16 protein-coding genes are annotated in these 18,503 nt (G+C 59.1%); 5 read left to right on the forward strand and 11 right to left on the reverse strand.

Going from position 1 to position 18,503, the window contains the following annotated elements:
- The first annotated feature begins 35 nt into the window (after positions 1-35).
- On the forward strand, positions 36-2,441 hold the full coding sequence (locus SBC1_RS15990; RefSeq protein WP_165092703.1) for a penicillin-binding protein 1A: 2,406 nt from the start codon (positions 36-38) through the stop codon (positions 2,439-2,441).
- Between the two features lie 58 nt (positions 2,442-2,499).
- On the opposite strand, the gene cyaY is transcribed toward SBC1_RS15990, so the two are convergent.
- The gene (cyaY, locus tag SBC1_RS15995) at positions 2,500-2,817 is read right to left on the reverse strand and encodes an iron donor protein CyaY (protein WP_165988500.1); all 318 of its coding nucleotides are present in this window, start codon (positions 2,815-2,817) and stop codon (positions 2,500-2,502) included.
- 35 nt (positions 2,818-2,852) lie between these two features.
- On the opposite strand from cyaY, the gene SBC1_RS16000 reads away from it, so the two are divergent.
- Positions 2,853-3,206 carry a lipoprotein gene (locus SBC1_RS16000; protein WP_165988502.1) on the forward strand — a complete coding sequence of 118 codons (354 nt, stop codon included), beginning with the start codon at positions 2,853-2,855 and terminating at the stop codon, positions 3,204-3,206.
- Positions 3,207-3,267: 61 nt separating this feature from the next.
- Positions 3,268-4,530, forward strand: a complete 1,263-nt coding sequence (gene lysA, locus SBC1_RS16005) for a diaminopimelate decarboxylase (RefSeq protein WP_165092706.1) — start codon at positions 3,268-3,270, stop codon at positions 4,528-4,530.
- 86 nt (positions 4,531-4,616) lie between these two features.
- On the opposite strand, the gene msrQ is transcribed toward lysA, so the two are convergent.
- The 5 genes from msrQ to SBC1_RS16030 form a co-directional block, all read right to left on the reverse strand.
- Entirely contained in the window at positions 4,617-5,282 is a 666-nt protein-coding gene (gene msrQ, locus SBC1_RS16010) for a protein-methionine-sulfoxide reductase heme-binding subunit MsrQ (protein WP_165092707.1), read from the reverse strand.
- A gap of 16 nt (positions 5,283-5,298) precedes the next feature.
- Complete coding sequence (msrP, locus tag SBC1_RS16015; RefSeq protein WP_371826740.1) at positions 5,299-6,282, reverse strand: protein-methionine-sulfoxide reductase catalytic subunit MsrP; 984 nt, start codon at positions 6,280-6,282, stop codon at positions 5,299-5,301.
- 170 nt (positions 6,283-6,452) lie between these two features.
- Entirely contained in the window at positions 6,453-7,655 is a 1,203-nt protein-coding gene (ccsB, locus tag SBC1_RS16020) for a c-type cytochrome biogenesis protein CcsB (protein ID WP_165092709.1), read from the reverse strand.
- A 4-nt stretch (positions 7,656-7,659) separates the two neighbouring features.
- Positions 7,660-9,888, reverse strand: coding sequence for a cytochrome c biogenesis protein ResB (locus tag SBC1_RS16025; protein WP_165092710.1), 2,229 nt, complete (start codon positions 9,886-9,888; stop codon positions 7,660-7,662).
- A 261-nt stretch (positions 9,889-10,149) separates the two neighbouring features.
- Complete coding sequence (locus tag SBC1_RS16030) at positions 10,150-10,836, reverse strand: cytochrome c (protein ID WP_165092711.1); 687 nt, start codon at positions 10,834-10,836, stop codon at positions 10,150-10,152.
- A 311-nt stretch (positions 10,837-11,147) separates the two neighbouring features.
- On the opposite strand from SBC1_RS16030, the gene yihA reads away from it, so the two are divergent.
- The gene (yihA, locus tag SBC1_RS16035) at positions 11,148-11,813 is read left to right on the forward strand and encodes a ribosome biogenesis GTP-binding protein YihA/YsxC (protein ID WP_165092712.1); all 666 of its coding nucleotides are present in this window, start codon (positions 11,148-11,150) and stop codon (positions 11,811-11,813) included.
- Positions 11,814-12,124: 311 nt separating this feature from the next.
- On the forward strand, positions 12,125-13,126 hold the full coding sequence (gene hemB / locus SBC1_RS16040; RefSeq protein WP_097265639.1) for a porphobilinogen synthase: 1,002 nt from the start codon (positions 12,125-12,127) through the stop codon (positions 13,124-13,126).
- Positions 13,127-13,393: 267 nt separating this feature from the next.
- On the opposite strand, the gene SBC1_RS16045 is transcribed toward hemB, so the two are convergent.
- From SBC1_RS16045 to rpoA, 5 genes are all read right to left on the reverse strand, one after another.
- Positions 13,394-14,248 (reverse strand): GyrI-like domain-containing protein, encoded by an 855-nt coding sequence (locus SBC1_RS16045; RefSeq protein WP_165092713.1) that lies wholly within the window; start codon positions 14,246-14,248, stop codon positions 13,394-13,396.
- 333 nt (positions 14,249-14,581) lie between these two features.
- Positions 14,582-16,387 (reverse strand): protein-disulfide reductase DsbD, encoded by a 1,806-nt coding sequence (dsbD, locus tag SBC1_RS16050; protein ID WP_243830293.1) that lies wholly within the window; start codon positions 16,385-16,387, stop codon positions 14,582-14,584.
- A 43-nt stretch (positions 16,388-16,430) separates the two neighbouring features.
- Positions 16,431-16,763 carry a divalent-cation tolerance protein CutA gene (cutA, locus tag SBC1_RS16055; RefSeq protein ID WP_165092715.1) on the reverse strand — a complete coding sequence of 111 codons (333 nt, stop codon included), beginning with the start codon at positions 16,761-16,763 and terminating at the stop codon, positions 16,431-16,433.
- Positions 16,764-16,942: 179 nt separating this feature from the next.
- Positions 16,943-17,338 carry a 50S ribosomal protein L17 gene (gene rplQ, locus SBC1_RS16060; protein ID WP_062091258.1) on the reverse strand — a complete coding sequence of 132 codons (396 nt, stop codon included), beginning with the start codon at positions 17,336-17,338 and terminating at the stop codon, positions 16,943-16,945.
- 143 nt (positions 17,339-17,481) lie between these two features.
- Positions 17,482-18,459, reverse strand: coding sequence for a DNA-directed RNA polymerase subunit alpha (gene rpoA, locus SBC1_RS16065; RefSeq protein ID WP_031361560.1), 978 nt, complete (start codon positions 18,457-18,459; stop codon positions 17,482-17,484).
- Between the last annotated feature and the right edge of the window lie 44 nt (positions 18,460-18,503).

Raw genomic sequence — 18,503 nt, forward strand, 5'->3', positions numbered from 1 at the left:
CAGCTATAATCGCGGAACCGTTTTTTGGTGGTGCCATGCAATCTCAGTCTCCGTCGTCCCCTCCGTCCCGTCATCCCGACTCCCCGAAGCGTGTTCGCCCGCTCTGGATCAGGCTTCTGCTCGGATTGTTAATTTGTATTGTCGGGATGATTGTCAGCGCGGGGCTCGTGCTGGGTTATGCGTTGGTGGTGGCCCAGCCCAATCTGCCGTCCCTTGAGGCGCTCACCGACTACCGCCCGAAAGTGCCCCTTCGGATCTACACGGCGGATCACGTGCTGATTGGCGAATTCGGTGAAGAACGGCGTAGCGTGGTGCGTATCCAGGACGTGCCGGATTACCTCAAGAAGGCAGTGCTCGCCATTGAAGACGCGCGTTTCTACGACCACGGCGGCGTTGACCTGACCGGCATCCTGCGCGCTGGCGCGGTGGCGCTGACAAACGGCCATGCGTCCCAGGGCGCAAGTACGATCACCATGCAGGTCGCGCGAAATTTCTTCTTGTCGAGCGAAAAAACTTACACCCGCAAGATCTACGAGATGCTGCTCGCTTACAAGATCGAGCGCGCGTTGACGAAAGACCAGATTCTCGAGGTCTACATGAACCAGATTTATCTGGGACAGCGCGCTTATGGCTTCGCGAGTGCCGCGCGGGTCTATTTCGGCAAGGACCTGAAGGACATCACGCTCGCCGAAGCAGCCATGCTTGCGGGCTTGCCGAAAGCGCCGTCAGCTTACAACCCGGTCGTCAATCCGAAACGCGCGAAAGTGCGCCAGCAATACATCCTGGAACGGATGCTCGAACTGCATTACATCACGCAGCAACAATATGAAGACGCCGCGAAACAACCGCTTGTGGTGAAGGGCGCCGGACGCGAGTTCAGTGTGCACGCCGAGTACGTGGCGGAAATGGTGCGCCAGATGATGTACACGCAATATCGCGAGGAGGCTTATACGCTGGGCCTGAACGTGGTGACGACCATCGATTCCGCCGATCAGGACGCGGCGTATCGCGCCGTGCGCAAAGGACTGATGGATTATGAACACCGGCATGGGTATCGCGGGCCGGAAGCGTACATTGATCTGCCTACGGACCCCGACGATCGCGAGCAGGCTATAGACGACGCCCTCGTCGACCATCCCGACAACGGCGAGATCGTGGCGGCGGTCGTCACCGAGGCTGGTCCCAAGCAAGTGAAGGCGAGTTTCATCGATGGCAACACCGCGGTCGTTCAAGGCAACGATCTGCGTTTTGTCGCGAGCGCGCTCAGCACGCGGGCGCAGCCGAACCAGCGCATCCGGCCGGGCGCGATCGTGCGTCTGATGAAAAACGACGACGACAACTGGGTCATCACGCAACTGCCGCAAGTGGAAGGCGCGTTCATTTCCATCGTGCCGCAGGACGGCGCGATCCGCGCGCTGGTGGGCGGCTTCGACTTCAACAAGAACAAGTTCAATCACGTCACGCAGGCGTGGCGTCAGCCGGGTTCGAGCTTCAAACCGTTTATCTATTCGGCGTCGCTGGAAAAGGGCTTATCGCCTGCGACCATCATCAACGACGCCCCGCTGTACTTCAGCGCCGCTGAAACGGGCGGCCAGGCGTGGGAGCCGAAGAACTACGGCGGCGGTTTCGACGGCCCCATGCCCATGCGCACGGCGTTGATGAAATCGAAAAACCTGGTCTCCATCCGCATCCTGAACAACATCGGCGCGAAATATGCGCAAGGCTACGTGACGAAGTTCGGTTTCGATGCCTCGCGTCAACCCGCGTATCTGCCTATGGCGCTCGGTGCAGGCCAGGTCACGCCGCTGCAAATGGCGACGGGCTATTCGGTGTTCGCGAATGGTGGATATCGCGTGAATCCCTATCTGATAGCGGATATCACCGATCCGCGCGGCGCCGTGGTCTCGCATCCGCAGCCGCTGGTCGCAGGCGACACCGCGCCGCTCGCCATTACGCCGCGCAATGCTTATGTGATGAACAGCCTGCTTCAAAGCGTGGCGCAACGCGGTACGGGCGCGAGAACGAACCAGCTGAAGCGGACCGATCTTGCGGGCAAGACCGGCACGACGAACGATTCCCACGACGCGTGGTTCGCCGGTTACCAGCATTCGCTGGTGGCCATCGCCTGGATTGGGTACGACACGCCGCGCAGTCTCGGCGACAAGGAAACGGGCGGCGGACTCGCACTGCCGGTGTGGATGGACTACATGAGCCGGGCGTTGCGCGGGGTGCCGGAATACAAGTCGACCATGCCGCCCGATGTGGTCTCGCTAGGCGGTGAACTCTATTTCGACGACATGACACCGGGCCATGGTTTCGTCGCAACTATCGGCGTGAGTCAGGCCGTGCCGGAAGATGTCAGCGGCACAGCGACTGTGCCCGCGCCACAGGTCGGCGAGCAGGAAAAGCAGGACATCATGAATCTGTTCAAAGGACAGTAAGTCCTGAATTCAAGCTCCGGCCAGTCCGGGGCTTGAGCGCCAAATCAAACGGCAGATATCAAGCTGAGAATCGGATCGGCTCGCCGGCCTGTTCGCTGGCGTACTGGCTGAGCGCTTCAAAAAACTCGCTGCCATCACGCGTGTTGCGCCATGCGCCGTCCACATAGCGGTAGTGAAAGCCGCCCGCTTTTGCCGCAAGCCAGAGCTCGTGCATCGGTGGCTGCAAGTTCACGATCAGCTTCGTACGATTCTCGAATTCGAGCGTTAAAACATTACCGCTGCGCTCGAATTCGACATCGGCTTCGAGGCCGTCCACGTCCCGCTCGATGGCCGCCAGCGCAGCCTCGGCGAGGGTCAGGTATTCGTTGTCGGTCATGCTAAACTCCATCGATTAATTAGTCAGGGACAGCAATGCAAGTCGTCTTTCGGATGAGCGCGATTGTAGCGGCTTTGGCCATTTCCGCCGGCACGCTGCTCGCCGCCTGTGGTCAGCGTGGACCGCTCTACTTGCCCACCACTCCGCCGATCCCGGCGCGTCCCGCCAGCATGCAGCCGTTGCCGGCGAGCAATGCGGAAAGCGCGAGCGCGCCGGCGAGCAATGCGGAAAGCGCGAGCGCGCCGGCGGCAGCATCCTCGGCCTCGGCTGTGGAGAGTACCGGCGACGTTCCCGACACATCCGGCACGGCACTGTCACTCTCCCCTGACGACAACATGAAGTCACCCGAGTCGGCATCGGCACCCAAAGCCGCTTCCTCCGGCGAATAATCGCTGCCGCACCGCGCTTGAGCCGAATCCGGCCAAGCGCGCCAGCAAAACCAGAAAACTCATGACTCAATCCGTATTCTCGCGCTCCGAAGGCGTGCTGCAGGTCGAAGGCGTCTCGGCCGCGTCGCTGGCCGAGCAGTTCGGCACACCGCTCTATGTATATTCGCGCAGCGCGTTGACTGACGCATATAAAGCTTATGCCGATGCCTGCAACGGCCGCCGCGCCACTATCCACGTAGCTGTGAAAGCCAACAGCAACCTCGCGGTGCTGAACGTATTCGCGCGACTTGGCGCGGGCTTCGACATCGTCTCGTCGGGTGAACTGGCGCGCGTGCTGGCTGCGGGCGGCAAGGCCGAAAACACCGTGTTTTCCGGCGTCGGCAAGACGACGGCAGAAATGCGCGAAGCACTCGATGCCGGCGTGAAGTGCTTCAACGTCGAGTCCATTCCCGAACTGCACGCGCTGAACGAAGTGGCCAAAGCCGCGGGCAAACAAGCGCCGGTATCGCTGCGCGTGAATCCTGACGTCGACGCCAAAACGCATCCGTATATTTCCACGGGCCTGAAGTCGAACAAGTTCGGCGTGGCATTCGCCGATGCTCGCGCGACCTACGAGCAAGCGGCGGCTATGTCGAACCTCGACGTGATCGGGATCGACTGCCATATCGGTTCGCAGATCACCGAAGTGAGCCCGTATCTCGACGCCGTCGACAAATTGCTGGACCTCGTTGAGCAGATCGAAGCGGACGGCACGAACATTCATCACGTCGATGTCGGCGGTGGACTCGGCATCACGTACGACGATGAAACGCCGCCTGCTATCGGGGAATTCGTGCGCGCGGTGCTCGCGCATATCGATGAACGCGGGCACGGTCATCGCGAAGTATATTTCGAGCCGGGCCGCTCGCTGGTCGGCAACGCGGGCGTGTTGCTTACGCGCGTGGAATACCTGAAACCGGGTGAAGAGAAAAATTTCGCCATCGTCGACGCCGGCATGAACGACCTCGCGCGTCCAGCGATGTATCAGGCATTTCACCGCATGGAAGCGGTGGAAAAGCGTGCGACGAAAGCGCAGCTCTACGACGTGGTCGGTCCTGTTTGCGAAAGCGGTGACTGGCTCGGCAAAGATCGGGAACTTGCCATCGAACAAGGCGATCTGATCGCGATTTTCTCAGCGGGCGCCTACGGTTTCGTGATGAGCTCGAACTACAACACGCGCCCGCGCGCCGCTGAAGTCATGGTCGATCGTGAACGTGCCCGGCGAGTGCGTGAACGAGAAGAAGTGACTCAGTTGTTCGCGGGCGAATCGATTTTCCCGGACTGACTTCAGTTGGTCCGATCAGCATGAAAAAGGGCGACGCCATTCAAGCGTCGTCCTTTTTCATGCATGTCTCGATCATTCGGCCAGAGCTACACCGCGCGTACCCGAGTAATTCGCGAGCGCAGCCAGACAATCACCCGCCACGCCAGCAAGATCACCACGATCGAACCATAGATCTTCGGCAAGATGAGATCGTGCTTGCCCGCTTTCATCCACCAGAAGTGCAGGATCGCGAGCACGGCGATCGGATAGATCAGCCTATGCAGCGTTTGCCAGCGGCGACCGAGCTTCCTGACCATCGCTTTCGGCGACGTCACGGCGAGCGGGATCAGCAGCACGAACGCCGAGAAACCCACCAGGATGAACGGCCGCTTGACGATGTCCTTGAGGATGGCGAAGACATCGAACCATTTGTCGAACCAGACGTATGTGGTGAAGTGCAGCACGACATAGAAGAACGCAAATAGCCCGAGCATCCGTCGAAAACGCAGCAGCGAGTTCAGGCCGGTCAGTCGGCGAACCGGCGTAACAGCAAGCGTGATGCACAGGAAAACGAGCGTCCACAGGCCGGTCGAGCGGGTAATGAATTCGATCGGATTAGCGCCCAAACCGCCTGTGAAACCGAGCAGAACGATACGCGCGAGCGGATACAACCCGCCAAGAAATACAGCCACTTTCGCCGGCACGATCCAGTTCGCGCTACCTACCGCAACACGCGCTACCGGCTTTGTTTTGACATCGGAAGCCACTGCCATTCTTATCCCCTAAACCTTAAAAATTGGCCTTGAGATCCATGCCGCGATACAACGACGCAACCTGATCGCCGTATCCGTTGAACATCAGCGTCTTGCGCTTTGGCGTGAAAAAACCGTCCTCGCCAATGCGCCGTTCCGTTGCCTGGCTCCAGCGCGGATGATCGACGTTCGGGTTCACGTTCGAGTAAAAGCCATACTCTTTCGGCGCATATTCACTCCAGCTCGTTTTCGGCTGTTGCTCGACAAAACGAATCTTCACCAACGATTTCGCGCTCTTGAAGCCGTATTTCCATGGCACCACTACACGCACTGGCGCGCCGTTCTGATTCGGCAGCACTTCACCGTACAAACCGACGGTCAGCAGCGCCAGCGGATTCATCGCCTCGTCCATGCGCAAACCTTCGGAATACGGCCAGTCGAGAATCGGGTCAGACAGCCCGGGCATTTGCGAGGGATCGGCGAGCGTGATGAATTGAACGTACTTCGCATTGCCCGTTGGCTGCGCCCGCTTGATGATTTCGGACAGCGGAATACCGATCCACGGGATCACCATTGACCACCCTTCCACGCACCGCAGCCTATACACGCGCTCCTCGAGCGGCGCGAGTTTCACGATTTCATCGATGTCATACACCTTCGCGTTCTTGATCTCACCTTCCACCGATATCTTCCACGGCCGCGGCCGAAGCGTGTGCGCGTTTTGCGCGGGATCGGCCTTGTCCGTGCCGAACTCGTAGAAGTTGTTGTAGCTCGTGATGTCCTTGAACGGCGTCACCTTGTCCAGCGCGACGAACTTCGTGTTCGTGGTCGCGGCAAGCTTCTGGCCCTTTGCATCGGGCGATGTCATCGTGGCGAGCGCTTCGCCGTTCACGCCAACGAGTCCCGTCGCGGCCAGCGCACCCGCGGCGCGCAACACGCGCCGGCGGTTCTCGAAGAACGCGCGCGGCGTGATCTCGCTTCGGGCGATGTCGTCCCCGAAAAGCTGACGTGTATGTTTCATAACCATTTCGATACCCCTGACATTCGTGTTGCGGCCCGCGTCCACGTCGCCGCTGCTATAGCTATATTCGTGGCAAACACCGAATCGGTTTCAGCTATTCCGCTCAGGCAATAAAAAAACCGCCAGCAAATCTTGCGTGGCGGTTTTTTGTCGGCGTTTAGCGGCAGATATTACAGCTTGCCGTAACTATGCAGGCCGGAGAGGAACATATTGACGCCCAGGAACGCGAACGTGGTGACCAGCAAACCGGTCAATGCCCACCATGCGGCCACCGAGCCACGCAGACCCTTCATCAGGCGCATATGCAGCCAGGCGGCGTAATTCAGCCACACAATCAGCGCCCACGTTTCCTTCGGGTCCCAGCTCCAGTAACCGCCCCACGCTTCAGCAGCCCACAACGCACCAAGAATAGTCGCGATGGTGAAGAACGCGAAACCGACCGCGATTGACTTGTACATCACGTCGTCGAGCACTTCGAGCGATGGCAGGCGATCCGCCAGGATGCCGCGTTCCTTGACGAGATAAGCGACGCCAACCATGGCCGCCAGCGCAAAACTGCCATAACCGATGAAATTCGCCGGCACGTGGATTTTCATCCACCAGCTTTGCAGCGCGGGCACGAGCGGCTGGATCTGCTGGGCATCGCGGGCGATCGAATACCACATCAGGAAGCCGACCGCCGCGCTGATCACCAGCAGCACGAACGCGCCCATTGCGCGCGTGCTGTAGTGCTGCTCGTAGTACAAATAAAACAGCGACGTAATCAGGCAGAACAGCACGAAAACTTCATACAAGTTCGAAATAGGGATGTGACCGACGTCCGAACCGATCAGGTAAGACTCGTACCAACGCACCATCAGACCGGTGAAGCCCATCAACACTGCTGCCCAGGTCATCTTCGAACCAATCGCGCCGCCAGTAGGCGAACGCGAAAGCAAGCCGATCCAGTAGAACACGGTGGCCAGCACAAGCAGCGCGCTCATCCACAAGATGGCCGACTGACTCGACAAGAAGTATTTGAGGAAGAAGTTGGTGTCGGCGCGGGCGAGGTCCCCGTGATAAAGCTGCAACGACAACAACGACATCACCGCGATGCACGCAATCAGCAGCCGCACCGGCTTCCAGCGCCATCCGAGCACCACGAACACCGGCACGGCGCAGCACAGCACCAGCTTGTCGTAATAGTTCATGAACGGGTAATACCGGAACAGCGCGAAACCCGCGCCGGCAACCATCGCTAGCGCGAACAGCCAGTCGGTCGCGCCGAGACGCTTGAGAAACGGACGTTCGTCGAAGAGGTCCGGATCGACGGGCACTTTGCCCGCGCGCTGTTGCGCAAGAGTCGAATGCGAGGAGGCTTGTGTGAGGTCCATGTTCTTACCGAGTTGAATCCTGCGAGCCGGTGGACTTGGTGTCCGCGGGCGTTTGCGGTGATGAGGACACCGGCTGTGACTTGACGCCCAGCATGGCGCCGATCGCGTCGCGCGTTCGCGCGAACTCCTTCTCGTAATCGATCGTACGCCGTGCAGTGGACATTGCCATCAACACGCTCGTGTCGCCCGTTGCCGTGTCTTTGAGCCAGAACCAGAGACGACGTTCACGCACGTAAAACATCGAGAAAATGCCGAATACGAGCAGAAGGCTGCCAAGATACACCACTTTTTTGCCCGGTGCGCGCGTCAACTGGAACACGGAAGCCTGGATCTGCTTAAACGAATCGAGTTGCAGAAAAACCGGCGATCCGTACAGAAAGCTGTCCGAAAGTGCATTGATCGACGATTGCACGAATTGCGTGTTTTTCGCGTCCGGCGGCGCTTCCGGCAGGCCGTTCTGAGCCCGCGAAATCTGCCAAAGATCCCAAGTCGCGCCTTCCAGCATGCGCAGCAACAAACCTGCCGCCTTTTCCTGCTCGCCCTTGGGCACGGATTTATCGATAAAACCCGCTATTGCCTGGAAACCGCCCAACGTGGCGCCCGGCTGCCCTGGGACCGCCGCCACGCCGGTTTCGTCCGCGCCCGCGAACAGGTTCAGCACCCGCGACGCGCTTTCTTCCAGATGTTTCTGCAAGTCCGCGTTCGCTTCCGGCACCGAGCGCTTCGCGAAACGACGCGCCGCTTCATCGCGCATGGCGGGCGTTTCCAGAGCGGCGCGCAGGTTCATCCACTGCTTGATCGAGCTTTGGTCGTCGGCGGGAATGCGCAAATAGCGGAACGGATCGTTCGGGCTGAGACGCATGCCGGCGAGGAACATCGGCTGGCCTTGTACGTCGACCGGCAGCATGTAGTTGTTGAACTCGCGCGCCTGACCATCCGTGCCCCGTACCTTGTATTGCACCGATGGCCCGACGTTACGTAGATCCGTCGGCTTCGACGTCTTCGCGCCAGAACCCAGCCGTTCGTCAAAGGCCTGCTTCAGCGTCTGCGTCTGGGCGACACCACGGGTATCGATCGAACCGTTGCCGTCGGTGACGTTTTCGACGTTGATCGCGCGGAAATCGGTGAACTCCACGGTTTCGCCCTGACCGCCAATGATCTGCGGGTTCATTGGCGCCGTCCCACCAATGGCGCCATCGAACGGCGTGGTTTTCGCGCTGCCGCCGGTCATGGGCCACGCGGTCATGGCGAGTTTCGAGCCGCCGTCCTGGAAGCTCGATTGATAGATCGAAATACCGTCGTACGTGAACGGTTCATTCACCTCCACACGTGCCGGGATGCGCTTGCCGGTCGCATGATCGATCACGACGATATCGCTCGCAAACAGCTTCGGCATGCCCGTCGAGTAATAGTCGACGATGAATTTATTAAGCTGGATGGAGAACGGCAGATCCTGGATCAGCGAGCCGTCCTGCTGATTCAGGATGGCCGTTGCGACATGCTGCCCTTCCGGCACCCAGGCGTAACCGCGGAACGTGGGATTCGACGTCGGCAGCCGGTGATTCGGCGCGATGTCGTTGATGACTTCGTTCGATGCGATCGGTGTCTTGTTGAATAGCAGCATCTGCAGCTTGATCGGCAAATTGCTGTCCAGCAAGCCGCCAATGCAGATGATCACGAACGCCAGATGCGCGGAGATATAACCGAGCTTCGTCAGCGCGCCACGCTTGGCCGCGATCAGCGTCGCCCCGCTATCCGTCTCGCGCGTGACGAGCTTGTAGCCCATCTTGCCCACGAGGCGCTGCAACTTGGCGGCGGTCTCAGCACGCGACCCTGCCACCTGCGGGAATTCGCCCTTGTGATGAAACGCCCGCAGACTGCCTTCGTGCACCCGATCCTTCCAGCTCTTCATGTCCGCGATCATCTTCGGACCATTGCGGATCACGCACAATGACACTGAGATCACCAGGAACATCAGGATCAGCAAGAACCACCACGCGCTATATACGTTGTAGAGGCTCAGGCCGCGGAAAATATCGGCCCAGAACGGACCGAACTGATTGACGTAGTTCGGGTACGGATCTTCCTGCGTAAGTACCGTACCAATAATGCTTGCTATCGCGAGAATCACGAGCAGAGCGATGGCGAAGCGCATCGAACTGATTGTTTCGATAGCGTGGCGTACGCTGCTACGGTTCGACTTCGACTGCAATCCCGACGTGGTGACGCTCATTCAAACTCCGGCTGAACAGCAAAAAAGGGTGGAGACGCGAGCGGTCTTTGACCGGCATCCCACCCTTTTTCTTATTTTGCGCGCCGGCCTCGTCGGGCCGGCTTCGTACGTCGTTCGGCTATGACTTTAAGCCATGACTTCTGGACTATGACTCGCACATGTGACGTCCGGGCGACGCTGCGCGCATCTTAATGCAGACCCGCACTTGATGCAGGCGGGTCGTACGGACGATTACAGACCGTCAGCAAAGCTTATTGACCGTCAATGAAGGCCCGCAATGTAGTCTGCAACCGCCTTCACTTCCGCCTCATTCAAGCGCAGTGCGATGGTGTGCATTGGCTCACTGTTGTTGCGCGTGCCCTGTGCAAACGCAGTGAGTTGCGCGGCCGTGTAGTCGGACCATTGGCCCGACAACCGCGGATACTGCACCGGTACGCCCATGCCCGTTGCCCCATGACACGCGGCACACGCCGGGACACCCCTGTCGGCAACGCCGCCGCGGTAAATCTTCTGCCCGACCGGCACGGTGTTCTTGTCACGCGCGTAGCCCGGCTTAGCCTTCTGTGTCTCAAAATACGCAGCCACGTTGACCATGTCCTGATCGTTCAACGCACCCGCAATGCCGGCCATGATCGGGTTCTTGCGCGCCGGCTCTTTCGCGCCCGGCTGCGTCTTGTAATCCTTCAACTGCTTGACGATGTACTCGGCATGCTGGCCTGCGAGCTTCGGAAACGCGCCGCCGGCGCTGTTGCCGTCTGCTCCGTGACATGCTGCGCAAACCTGGGTGGCAATTGCCTGGCCCCTCGTCACGTCAGGCTTGGCGGGGACTCCGGGCGTACCCGATGCACCTGCGTCTGCCGCTTGCGCTGTGACTGTCCAGCCTACCAACCCCGCTCCTAATGCTGCTGCTAATTCCAGGACCATCAGAGTCTTGTACAGTCGGTTCATTCGCGTACCCTGTTTTTCGTCTTGTGAGAATGTGAGGTTCTGCAAAAAACGACGGTTACCGATGCACTGCAAGACACCCGACAGAGGACTCGATACGGGATAAAAAGTCACCCGGCGCGCGCCCTGAAATCTGTCTTCTAACCTGTCTCACTCCTTATCCCGCTTGGGTCTTGCGTGCCCTGGCTGGTCTTCGTACAACCGTCGTATTGTACAATAACTCGCTAAACGCAAAGACGCCAGTCGGGGCAAGCCCAGTATTCAGTGGCTCCTTACAGCTCGAGTTTCCACAGAATTTCACTTTCGGTCTTCCCATGTCGTCATTTCTGCTCCATCAAGCCCGTTTCTTTACAACGGTCAATCACCTGAAGGACCTGCCGCCGACGGCCCAGCCGGAGATCGCTTTCGCGGGCCGCTCGAATGCCGGCAAGTCGACGGCTATCAACCTGCTGTGCAACCAGAAGCGGCTGGCGTTCGCCAGTAAGACGCCCGGGCGCACGCAGCACATCAACTACTTCGCCATAGGCCCGGCGGACCAGCCCAGGGCGCATGTGGTCGACTTGCCGGGGTATGGGTACGCGGAAGTCTCGGGCAATGCCAAGCTACACTGGCAACAGCTACTGTCCACGTATTTGCAAAGCCGCGCGCAGTTGGTCGGCATGATCCTGATGATGGATTCACGCCGTCCGCTGACCGAACTCGACAAGATCATGCTCGAGTGGTTTGCGCCCACCGGAAAGCCGATTCACGCTTTATTGACCAAATGCGACAAATTGACGCGACAGGAAAGCATCAATACGTTGCGCGCAACCAAGAAAGCGTTCGAGGAGTACACGGCGGCCGGATATCGCGGCGAATTGACGCTGCAGCTCTTCTCCGCGCTAAAGCGCGTCGGGCTGGATGAAGCCCACGAGAAAATCGAAAGCTGGCTGATTCCGAAGGCAACCGAGGAAATCGCTCCAGAAGACGAAGCGCAGTGAGATAGATCAGGTGCCGTCTAGGGACAGGCTTTGCGGGCAAATGTTGGGATGATTCGTGCAGCTGGCATAAAAAAACCCGCCGCATGACGGCGGGTCAAACAGCCTGATCGAATCCTTCGATCATCACAGGCACCCGCTCAGGGAGGAGAAGCGGGGAGCTCGGCGCCAAGCGCCTACCTCGATCGGTATGATATACCATTGTCTCGAAAAGGTTCTGGAGGCGGTCGTGCCGCATGTCTGCAGCGGTCGCGACAGTTGAGCCAGCAGCCGTTCCCCCGAATCGCGTTATCCATCATCCCCCAAACAAAGTCATGAGCTTCTATCCGCATCATCGTCCGCGCCGCATGCGCCGTGACGACTTTTCGCGCCGCCTGATGCGCGAAAATCTGCTGACTACAAACGATCTGATCTATCCCGTTTTCATTGTCGAAGGATCGAATGTGCGTCAAGCCGTTCCGTCCATGCCGGGCGTGGAGCGTACATCCGTCGATTTGCTGATGAAGGTGGCCGAGCAGTGCGTCGAACTCGGCGTTCCGGTCATCTCGCTGTTCCCCGCTATTGAACCCTCGCTGAAAACGCCTGATGGCCGCGAAGCGACGAACCCTGAAGGCCTGATTCCGCGTGCCGTTCGAGAGTTGAAGAAGCACTTTCCCGAACTGGGTGTGCTTACCGATGTCGCGCTCGACCCTTACACGAGCCACGGACAGGACGGTGTCCTCGACGAACATGGCTACGTCATCAACGACGAAACCAGCGAAATTCTCGTTGAACAGGCGCGTGCACAGGCCGAAGCGGGCGTGGATATTGTTGCGCCGTCGGACATGATGGACGGTCGGATCGGCGCAATTCGCGAGATGCTCGAGAGCGACGGACACATTCACACGCGGATCATGGCGTACGCCGCGAAGTACGCGTCGGCGTTCTACGGCCCGTTCCGCGATGCCGTCGGCTCCGCTGCGAATCTCGGCAAGAGCAACAAGATGACGTACCAGATGGACCCGTCGAATTCCGATGAAGCCTTGCGCGAAGTGCGGATGGATATCGAGGAAGGCGCGGACATGGTGATGGTCAAGCCGGGCATGCCGTATCTGGACATTGTGTATCGCGTGAAGGAGGAGTTTCGCTTTCCGACTTACGTGTACCAGGTCAGCGGTGAGTACGCGATGATCAAGGCCGCCACGCAAAACGGCTGGCTCGATCACGACAAGGCGGTGATGGAGTCGCTGCTGGCATTCAAGCGCGCAGGCGCGGATGGCGTGCTCACGTACTTTGCGCTTGATGCTGCTCGGCTTTTGCGGGCGTCTTCGAAGTAACAGGATCGGCAGGTTGTGGGGTTTGAGGCGGCGGCGGTTGCTTGATGCTTGATGGCCTTGCCGCCTGATTGCATCGAGTGGTTAGGGCTCTGTCTGCCCGGCAGGGTCCCCCTCCAAGTACCCTGTGACGGATGACAATGCGGGCTCATCGACGCAGCAGTATCCGACTCGCGCGGCCGCAAGTCCGGCCAACCTTGAGGCGGCGACTCGCGAGCCAAGCTGCCGCGTCGACTCGTTGTCAAGTCGAGCGGCCATCGCCGTGAACGCTTACACCAGCGGCAGACAGATCTCCGTCAGCAAGTCGGCAGGCGCTGTTTCCTTGGGATTGTTCAGATATTCCTCGAATACCGGCGCATCGGCGGCTTCGCGGCCCGACTGCACGAGCCACGTTCCATATAACCACTCATAAGCCGCGTGCATATCGCTATAGGGTCCTTTATGGCGGAGCACCGCATACTGACCACCGCGCAACGGCGTCACGCTGACCGGCGCGGCAACGCTGACATGCCCCGGCAACACGACCCCTGCCTTCGATCGCAACTCAGCTTCAGCCACAACGCCCGGATCGTCATAGTAGATGCCGATCGTCCGGAACTCGGCCGACAACAGATTCCGGCTCGCCAGCCAACCGAACAGCGAATCGAACGCCTTGCCGATCTGCATATAAGACCCGACGTGGTCGACAGACACAACATTCATCGCCGGTACCTCACGAATCACCACTTCACGCATCACCACTTGATCGTCTCCTGATAGCGCCGGCCGAAACCGGCTGTGAGTGCCTTGCTTGCGGTACTGCGCTGGCGGCATGCCGAACGCCGCCCTGAACGTGCGCGAAAACGACTGCAAGCTGCTATACCCTGAACGCTCGGCAATCTCCGCGATCGGCATCGACCCGTTAGCCAGATAGCCGCCCGCGCGATGCAGCCGCAACCTGCGGACGGTCGTGGCGATTGTTTCGCCATACATCGCCTGATAGATCCGATGCCAGTGATACGGCGACAAACACGCAATTCCAGCCAACTTGTCGATATCCAGAGGCTCATCGAGGTGATCGTAGATATGGTCGAGCACGCGGCTCAGGCGCGCTTCGTAACGGGCTTGATAGGTCAGATCGTTCATGAGCGTCTCGATGAGAGCGAGCGTTGAGTACAGACAAAGTATCACGACGCCATTTACCAAATCCTGCGGACTTGGTCGCGGGGCAATTGACGTTTAAGTGAAGGTTGGCGATGAAGTCAGACCGAAAGGCCGCTCGGATGGTGGCGCTCAGTTTAAACGGCGCCGGTTTGAGGGCGACCTGCCCTTACACCAGCGATCCGAGAGAGAAAACGCCCATCCGTATAGCCTGGTGCTACTGGTTTGCCGTCCGGCGTACCAACCTCGAATCGCTGATATAGGAGAACGCGACGCACGTCTGGGTTCCGAACGCACGTCAAGTTACTTACGTCGAAATCACGTCGTAGGCGCGGAGAGTTTGTCCAGGCTCTTCAAGAATGTATCCGCCGACTCGTACCCGACGACCCGTACTACTTCGTTGCCTTGCGCGTCGAAGAAGATGATGCCCGGTGGCCCGAACAGCTTGAACCGCTTGAGCAACGCCTGATCGTCGGGGTTATTCGCTGTGACGTCAGCGCGCAGCAGGTTAAGTTGCGCCAGGCGGGCACGTACCCGCGGATCGCTGAACGTGAGATGTTCCATCTCCTTGCACGACACACACCAATCAGCGTAGAAATCGAGCATGGCCGGACGGCCGGCGGCCTTGAGCGCCAGATCCAGTTCCGCCGACGATTTCACCGGCGCGAAGGTTTCCCCCGATGCGGACTGCTGCGGCGCACTGGCCTCCGTTCCGGAACCCATTCGCGCAGCAAATACAGCGAGTGGTCGGAGCGGATCGGTGGAACCCGCGGCGAGTCCAACGAGCAACGCAGCGCCCCAGATAGCGAGCGCGGCGCCGAATCCCCGACCCAGCTTGCGCCATATCGACACCGCCGCAGCACCCGATGTAAAAAGCCCCAGCGCCGCAGCCGCTATAAGCAGCCACAACGCCGTCAAGGCCATCTGCGCGACCGCACTCAGCACCGGCCACACAATCCACAATGCCGCCGCCAGCAACACGACGCCAAAGAAGACCTTCACGCCGTCCATCCAGTTCCCTGCGCGCGGCAGCAGCGTGCCTGCGCCAAGCCCAATGATCAGCAGCGGCACACCAAGCCCGACGCCCATGGAAAACAATGCAGCACCGCCGAGCAGCGCATTGCCCGTGTGTGCGATGAATGCGAGCACAGCGAAGAGCGGCGCGGTCATGCACGCACCGACCACGAGCGCCGACAACGCGCCCATTACGACAACAGCTACGGCCTTCCCGCCCGATCGTTTCTGCGACGCTTGGTTGACGCTGTTTTGCCAGCGAGCGGGCAAGGCGATATCGACACCAGCAATCAGCGTGAGCGCGAACACCGCCAGCAGCACGCCGAACGTGCCGAGCACCCAGGGGTTCTGGAGCCACGCGCCAAGACTCTGCCCGATCATCGCTGCGAGCACGCCTAGCGCCGTGTAGACGAGCGCCATGCCAAGCACATACGCCGCCGATAACCCGAACCCTCGTGACCGCGTCACGCGTGCGCCTTCACCAATGATGATCGCCGAAAGAATAGGAATCATCGGGTAAGAGCAAGGCAGCAAGCTCAGCACGACGCCCGCCACGAAGTACAAGCCGACGATCGCGAAAAAGCCGCCGCTTTCGAGCAAGGATTGCGCGTAATCGGCGTTGGTCGCCCGTTCGTACCAGGGCACGTCACTAGTGCTGTTGGCCAATGGAGTTTGACCATTGGCACTGGCGGCTTGCAGCGCTGCGCCGCTTACGCGGTAAACGCGCTCCATGGGTGGATAACAGATGCCCTGATCTGCACAACCCTGCGACGTGACGGCGATATCAAACGGACCGGATGCCTGTTTCACCGGAATCCGGATCACGAGTTCGCCGCGATACGTTTCCACGTCCTTGTTAAACGTCTGATCGAAGTGAACCTTGCCTGCGGGCAATTGCGGTTCACCCAGCGTCGCGGTGCCGCTCTTCACAGCAAATGCAAAACGCTCGCGGTACATGTAGTAGCCGTCTGCGACCTTATATCGCACGTCGATCTCGCCGGGTTTTTCCGAGGCGCTGAATTTGAACGCGACCGCAGGGTCGAGAAAGTCGTCGGCGGCGTGGCTCGGCGAGATCGAGCAGAGCAGCAGTACGAAGCACGACACCAGCATGAGAACGGCGTCGAGCGGCCGGCGCGCGGAGAAGGCAAAGGGCTTAAACATTAAGAGGACGTTGAGTTTCCGCGGTAATCCATTGCCCATAAGCAGCCGATGCATCAGCCTGCCACGAGACAATTTCAGGTGTTTCATAAGGATGATTCGCTTCGATAAAGCGCGCCAGTTCATCGCCGCGTGCGAGGCTCGTCTTGAACAGGAGCTGAAGCTCCTCGGCAGCCTCTACCTTACCTTTCCACCGATACCGGGACTTGACCGTACCCAGCTCCGTCACACAAGCGGCGAGCCGTGCGTCTATGGCTTGCTGCGCGAGTGCTGAAGCTGCCTCGCTGTCGGGCAAGGTTGTAAGAAAGAGGACAACGGGCGTGTACACGGAAAGCTCCGATGCGGTGGGTATGCATGCAATCCTAGCACTGGACGTCGACAACCCGTATTCAGCCAATCGGCCTATGACCCGGGACCCAAGCCGTGTCTACCAGCATCGCAAACCCGACGCGCAATAGAAAAAGGCCAAGCAGAGCTTGGCCTTTTTTTGATCAACAGCGTGCTAGCTTATTCAGCTTCTTGAACATCGTCGCCTTCAGCGAGTTCCGGACGATCCATCAGCATGACCAGTGCCATCGGCGCATTGTCGCCTTGGCGGAAGCCGAACTTCAGGATGCTCAGATACCCACCCGGACGCTTTTCATAGCGCGGGCCGAGCACTTCAAACAGCTTCGCGACGGAGTCACGATCGCGCAGGCGGTTGAACGCCAGACGACGATTTGCCAGCGACGGCTTCTTGCCGAGCGTGATCAGCGGCTCAACGACTTTACGGAGTTCTTTAGCTTTCGGCAGCGTCGTCTTGATGACTTCGTGCTCGATCAGCGAGTTCGACATATTACGGAGCATAGCCAGACGGTGGCTGCTCGTGCGGTTCAGTTTCCGCAAACCATGTTTATGGCGCATTTTGAATTTCCTAATTTAACCAAGTTTAGATCCAGCTCTTCTATTGCGTCTCTTTTGAGCGCACGGGCCGGTCGTAGAAAAAGCAAGATGCGGATTCTAAAGGAAAATCCGCACCTTTGCCAGTCAAGCGTACTGCTTGAAACTTACTTGTCGAGACCAGCCGGCGGCCAGTTTTCGAGCTTCATACCCAACGTCAGACCACGCGAAGCCAGGACTTCCTTGATCTCGTTCAGCGACTTGCGACCGAGATTAGGCGTCTTGAGCAATTCGTTTTCCGTGCGCTGAATCAAATCACCGATGTAATAGATGTTCTCGGCCTTCAGGCAGTTCGCGGAACGAACCGTCAGTTCGAGATCGTCCACCGGACGCAACAGGATCGGATCGATCTGCGGTGCGCGCGACGGTGCTTCTGCCGCTGCTTCCGTGCCTTCCAGTGCGGCAAATACCGACAACTGGTCGACCAGGATACGAGCCGATTGACGAATTGCTTCCTCGGGCGAAATCACGCCGTTGGTTTCAATGTTCATCACAAGCTTGTCGAGATCGGTACGCTGCTCGACGCGAGCGCTTTCAACGGCGTAGCTCACGCGGAGAACCGGCGAGAACGACGCGTCCAGCACGATACGGCCAATGATCTTCGCCGAATCTTCGCCATAACGGCGCACGTTGCCCGGTACATAACCGCGGCCCTTTTCGATCTTGATCTGAACGTCGAGCTTGCCGCCCTTCGACAGATGCGCAATCACGTGATCCGGATTGATGACTTCGCAATCGTGAGCGAGTTCGATATCGCCGGCCGTGACAACGCCTTCGCCTTCCTTGCGCAGCGTGACCGTGACTTCGTCGCGGTTATGCAGCTTGAAAACGACGCCCTTCAAATTCAACAGCAGGTTGACCACATCTTCTTGCACGCCGTCGAGCGTAGAATATTCATGCACGACGCCAGCAATCGTCACTTCGGTCGGTGCATAACCAATCATCGACGACAACAGCACACGCCGAAGCGCATTACCCAAGGTGTGACCATAACCGCGTTCAAACGGCTCCATGACCACCTTCGCGTGACTGTCGCCAAGCGATTCAACTGCAATAATCTTGGGCTTCAACAAACTGGTTTGCATAGGTTTTCCTTTTCAATACCCTCGGCTCGTTACGCCGATAAGGC

Source organism: Caballeronia sp. SBC1 (assembly GCF_011493005.1).
Classification (GTDB): Bacteria; Pseudomonadota; Gammaproteobacteria; order Burkholderiales; family Burkholderiaceae; genus Caballeronia.

What these genes read in the sequence shown, in the direction of transcription:
- SBC1_RS16025 (WP_165092710.1), bottom strand. Translation starts at nt 9,888, where the DNA reads ATGAGCGTCACCACGTCGGGATTGCAGTCGAAGTCGAACCGTAGCAGC.
- msrP (WP_371826740.1), bottom strand. Translation starts at nt 6,282, where the DNA reads ATGAAACATACACGTCAGCTTTTCGGGGACGACATCGCCCGAAGCGAG.
- lysA (WP_165092706.1), top strand. Translation starts at nt 3,268, where the DNA reads ATGACTCAATCCGTATTCTCGCGCTCCGAAGGCGTGCTGCAGGTCGAA.
- dsbD (WP_243830293.1), bottom strand. Translation starts at nt 16,387, where the DNA reads ATGCTGGTGTCGTGCTTCGTACTGCTGCTCTGCTCGATCTCGCCGAGC.
- SBC1_RS16000 (WP_165988502.1), top strand. Translation starts at nt 2,853, where the DNA reads ATGCAAGTCGTCTTTCGGATGAGCGCGATTGTAGCGGCTTTGGCCATT.
- yihA (WP_165092712.1), top strand. Translation starts at nt 11,148, where the DNA reads ATGTCGTCATTTCTGCTCCATCAAGCCCGTTTCTTTACAACGGTCAAT.
- msrQ (WP_165092707.1), bottom strand. Translation starts at nt 5,282, where the DNA reads ATGGCAGTGGCTTCCGATGTCAAAACAAAGCCGGTAGCGCGTGTTGCG.
- SBC1_RS15990 (WP_165092703.1), top strand. Translation starts at nt 36, where the DNA reads ATGCAATCTCAGTCTCCGTCGTCCCCTCCGTCCCGTCATCCCGACTCC.
- rplQ (WP_062091258.1), bottom strand. Translation starts at nt 17,338, where the DNA reads ATGCGCCATAAACATGGTTTGCGGAAACTGAACCGCACGAGCAGCCAC.
- rpoA (WP_031361560.1), bottom strand. Translation starts at nt 18,459, where the DNA reads ATGCAAACCAGTTTGTTGAAGCCCAAGATTATTGCAGTTGAATCGCTT.
- SBC1_RS16030 (WP_165092711.1), bottom strand. Translation starts at nt 10,836, where the DNA reads ATGAACCGACTGTACAAGACTCTGATGGTCCTGGAATTAGCAGCAGCA.
- ccsB (WP_165092709.1), bottom strand. Translation starts at nt 7,655, where the DNA reads ATGGACCTCACACAAGCCTCCTCGCATTCGACTCTTGCGCAACAGCGC.
- SBC1_RS16045 (WP_165092713.1), bottom strand. Translation starts at nt 14,248, where the DNA reads ATGAACGATCTGACCTATCAAGCCCGTTACGAAGCGCGCCTGAGCCGC.
- cyaY (WP_165988500.1), bottom strand. Translation starts at nt 2,817, where the DNA reads ATGACCGACAACGAATACCTGACCCTCGCCGAGGCTGCGCTGGCGGCC.
- hemB (WP_097265639.1), top strand. Translation starts at nt 12,125, where the DNA reads ATGAGCTTCTATCCGCATCATCGTCCGCGCCGCATGCGCCGTGACGAC.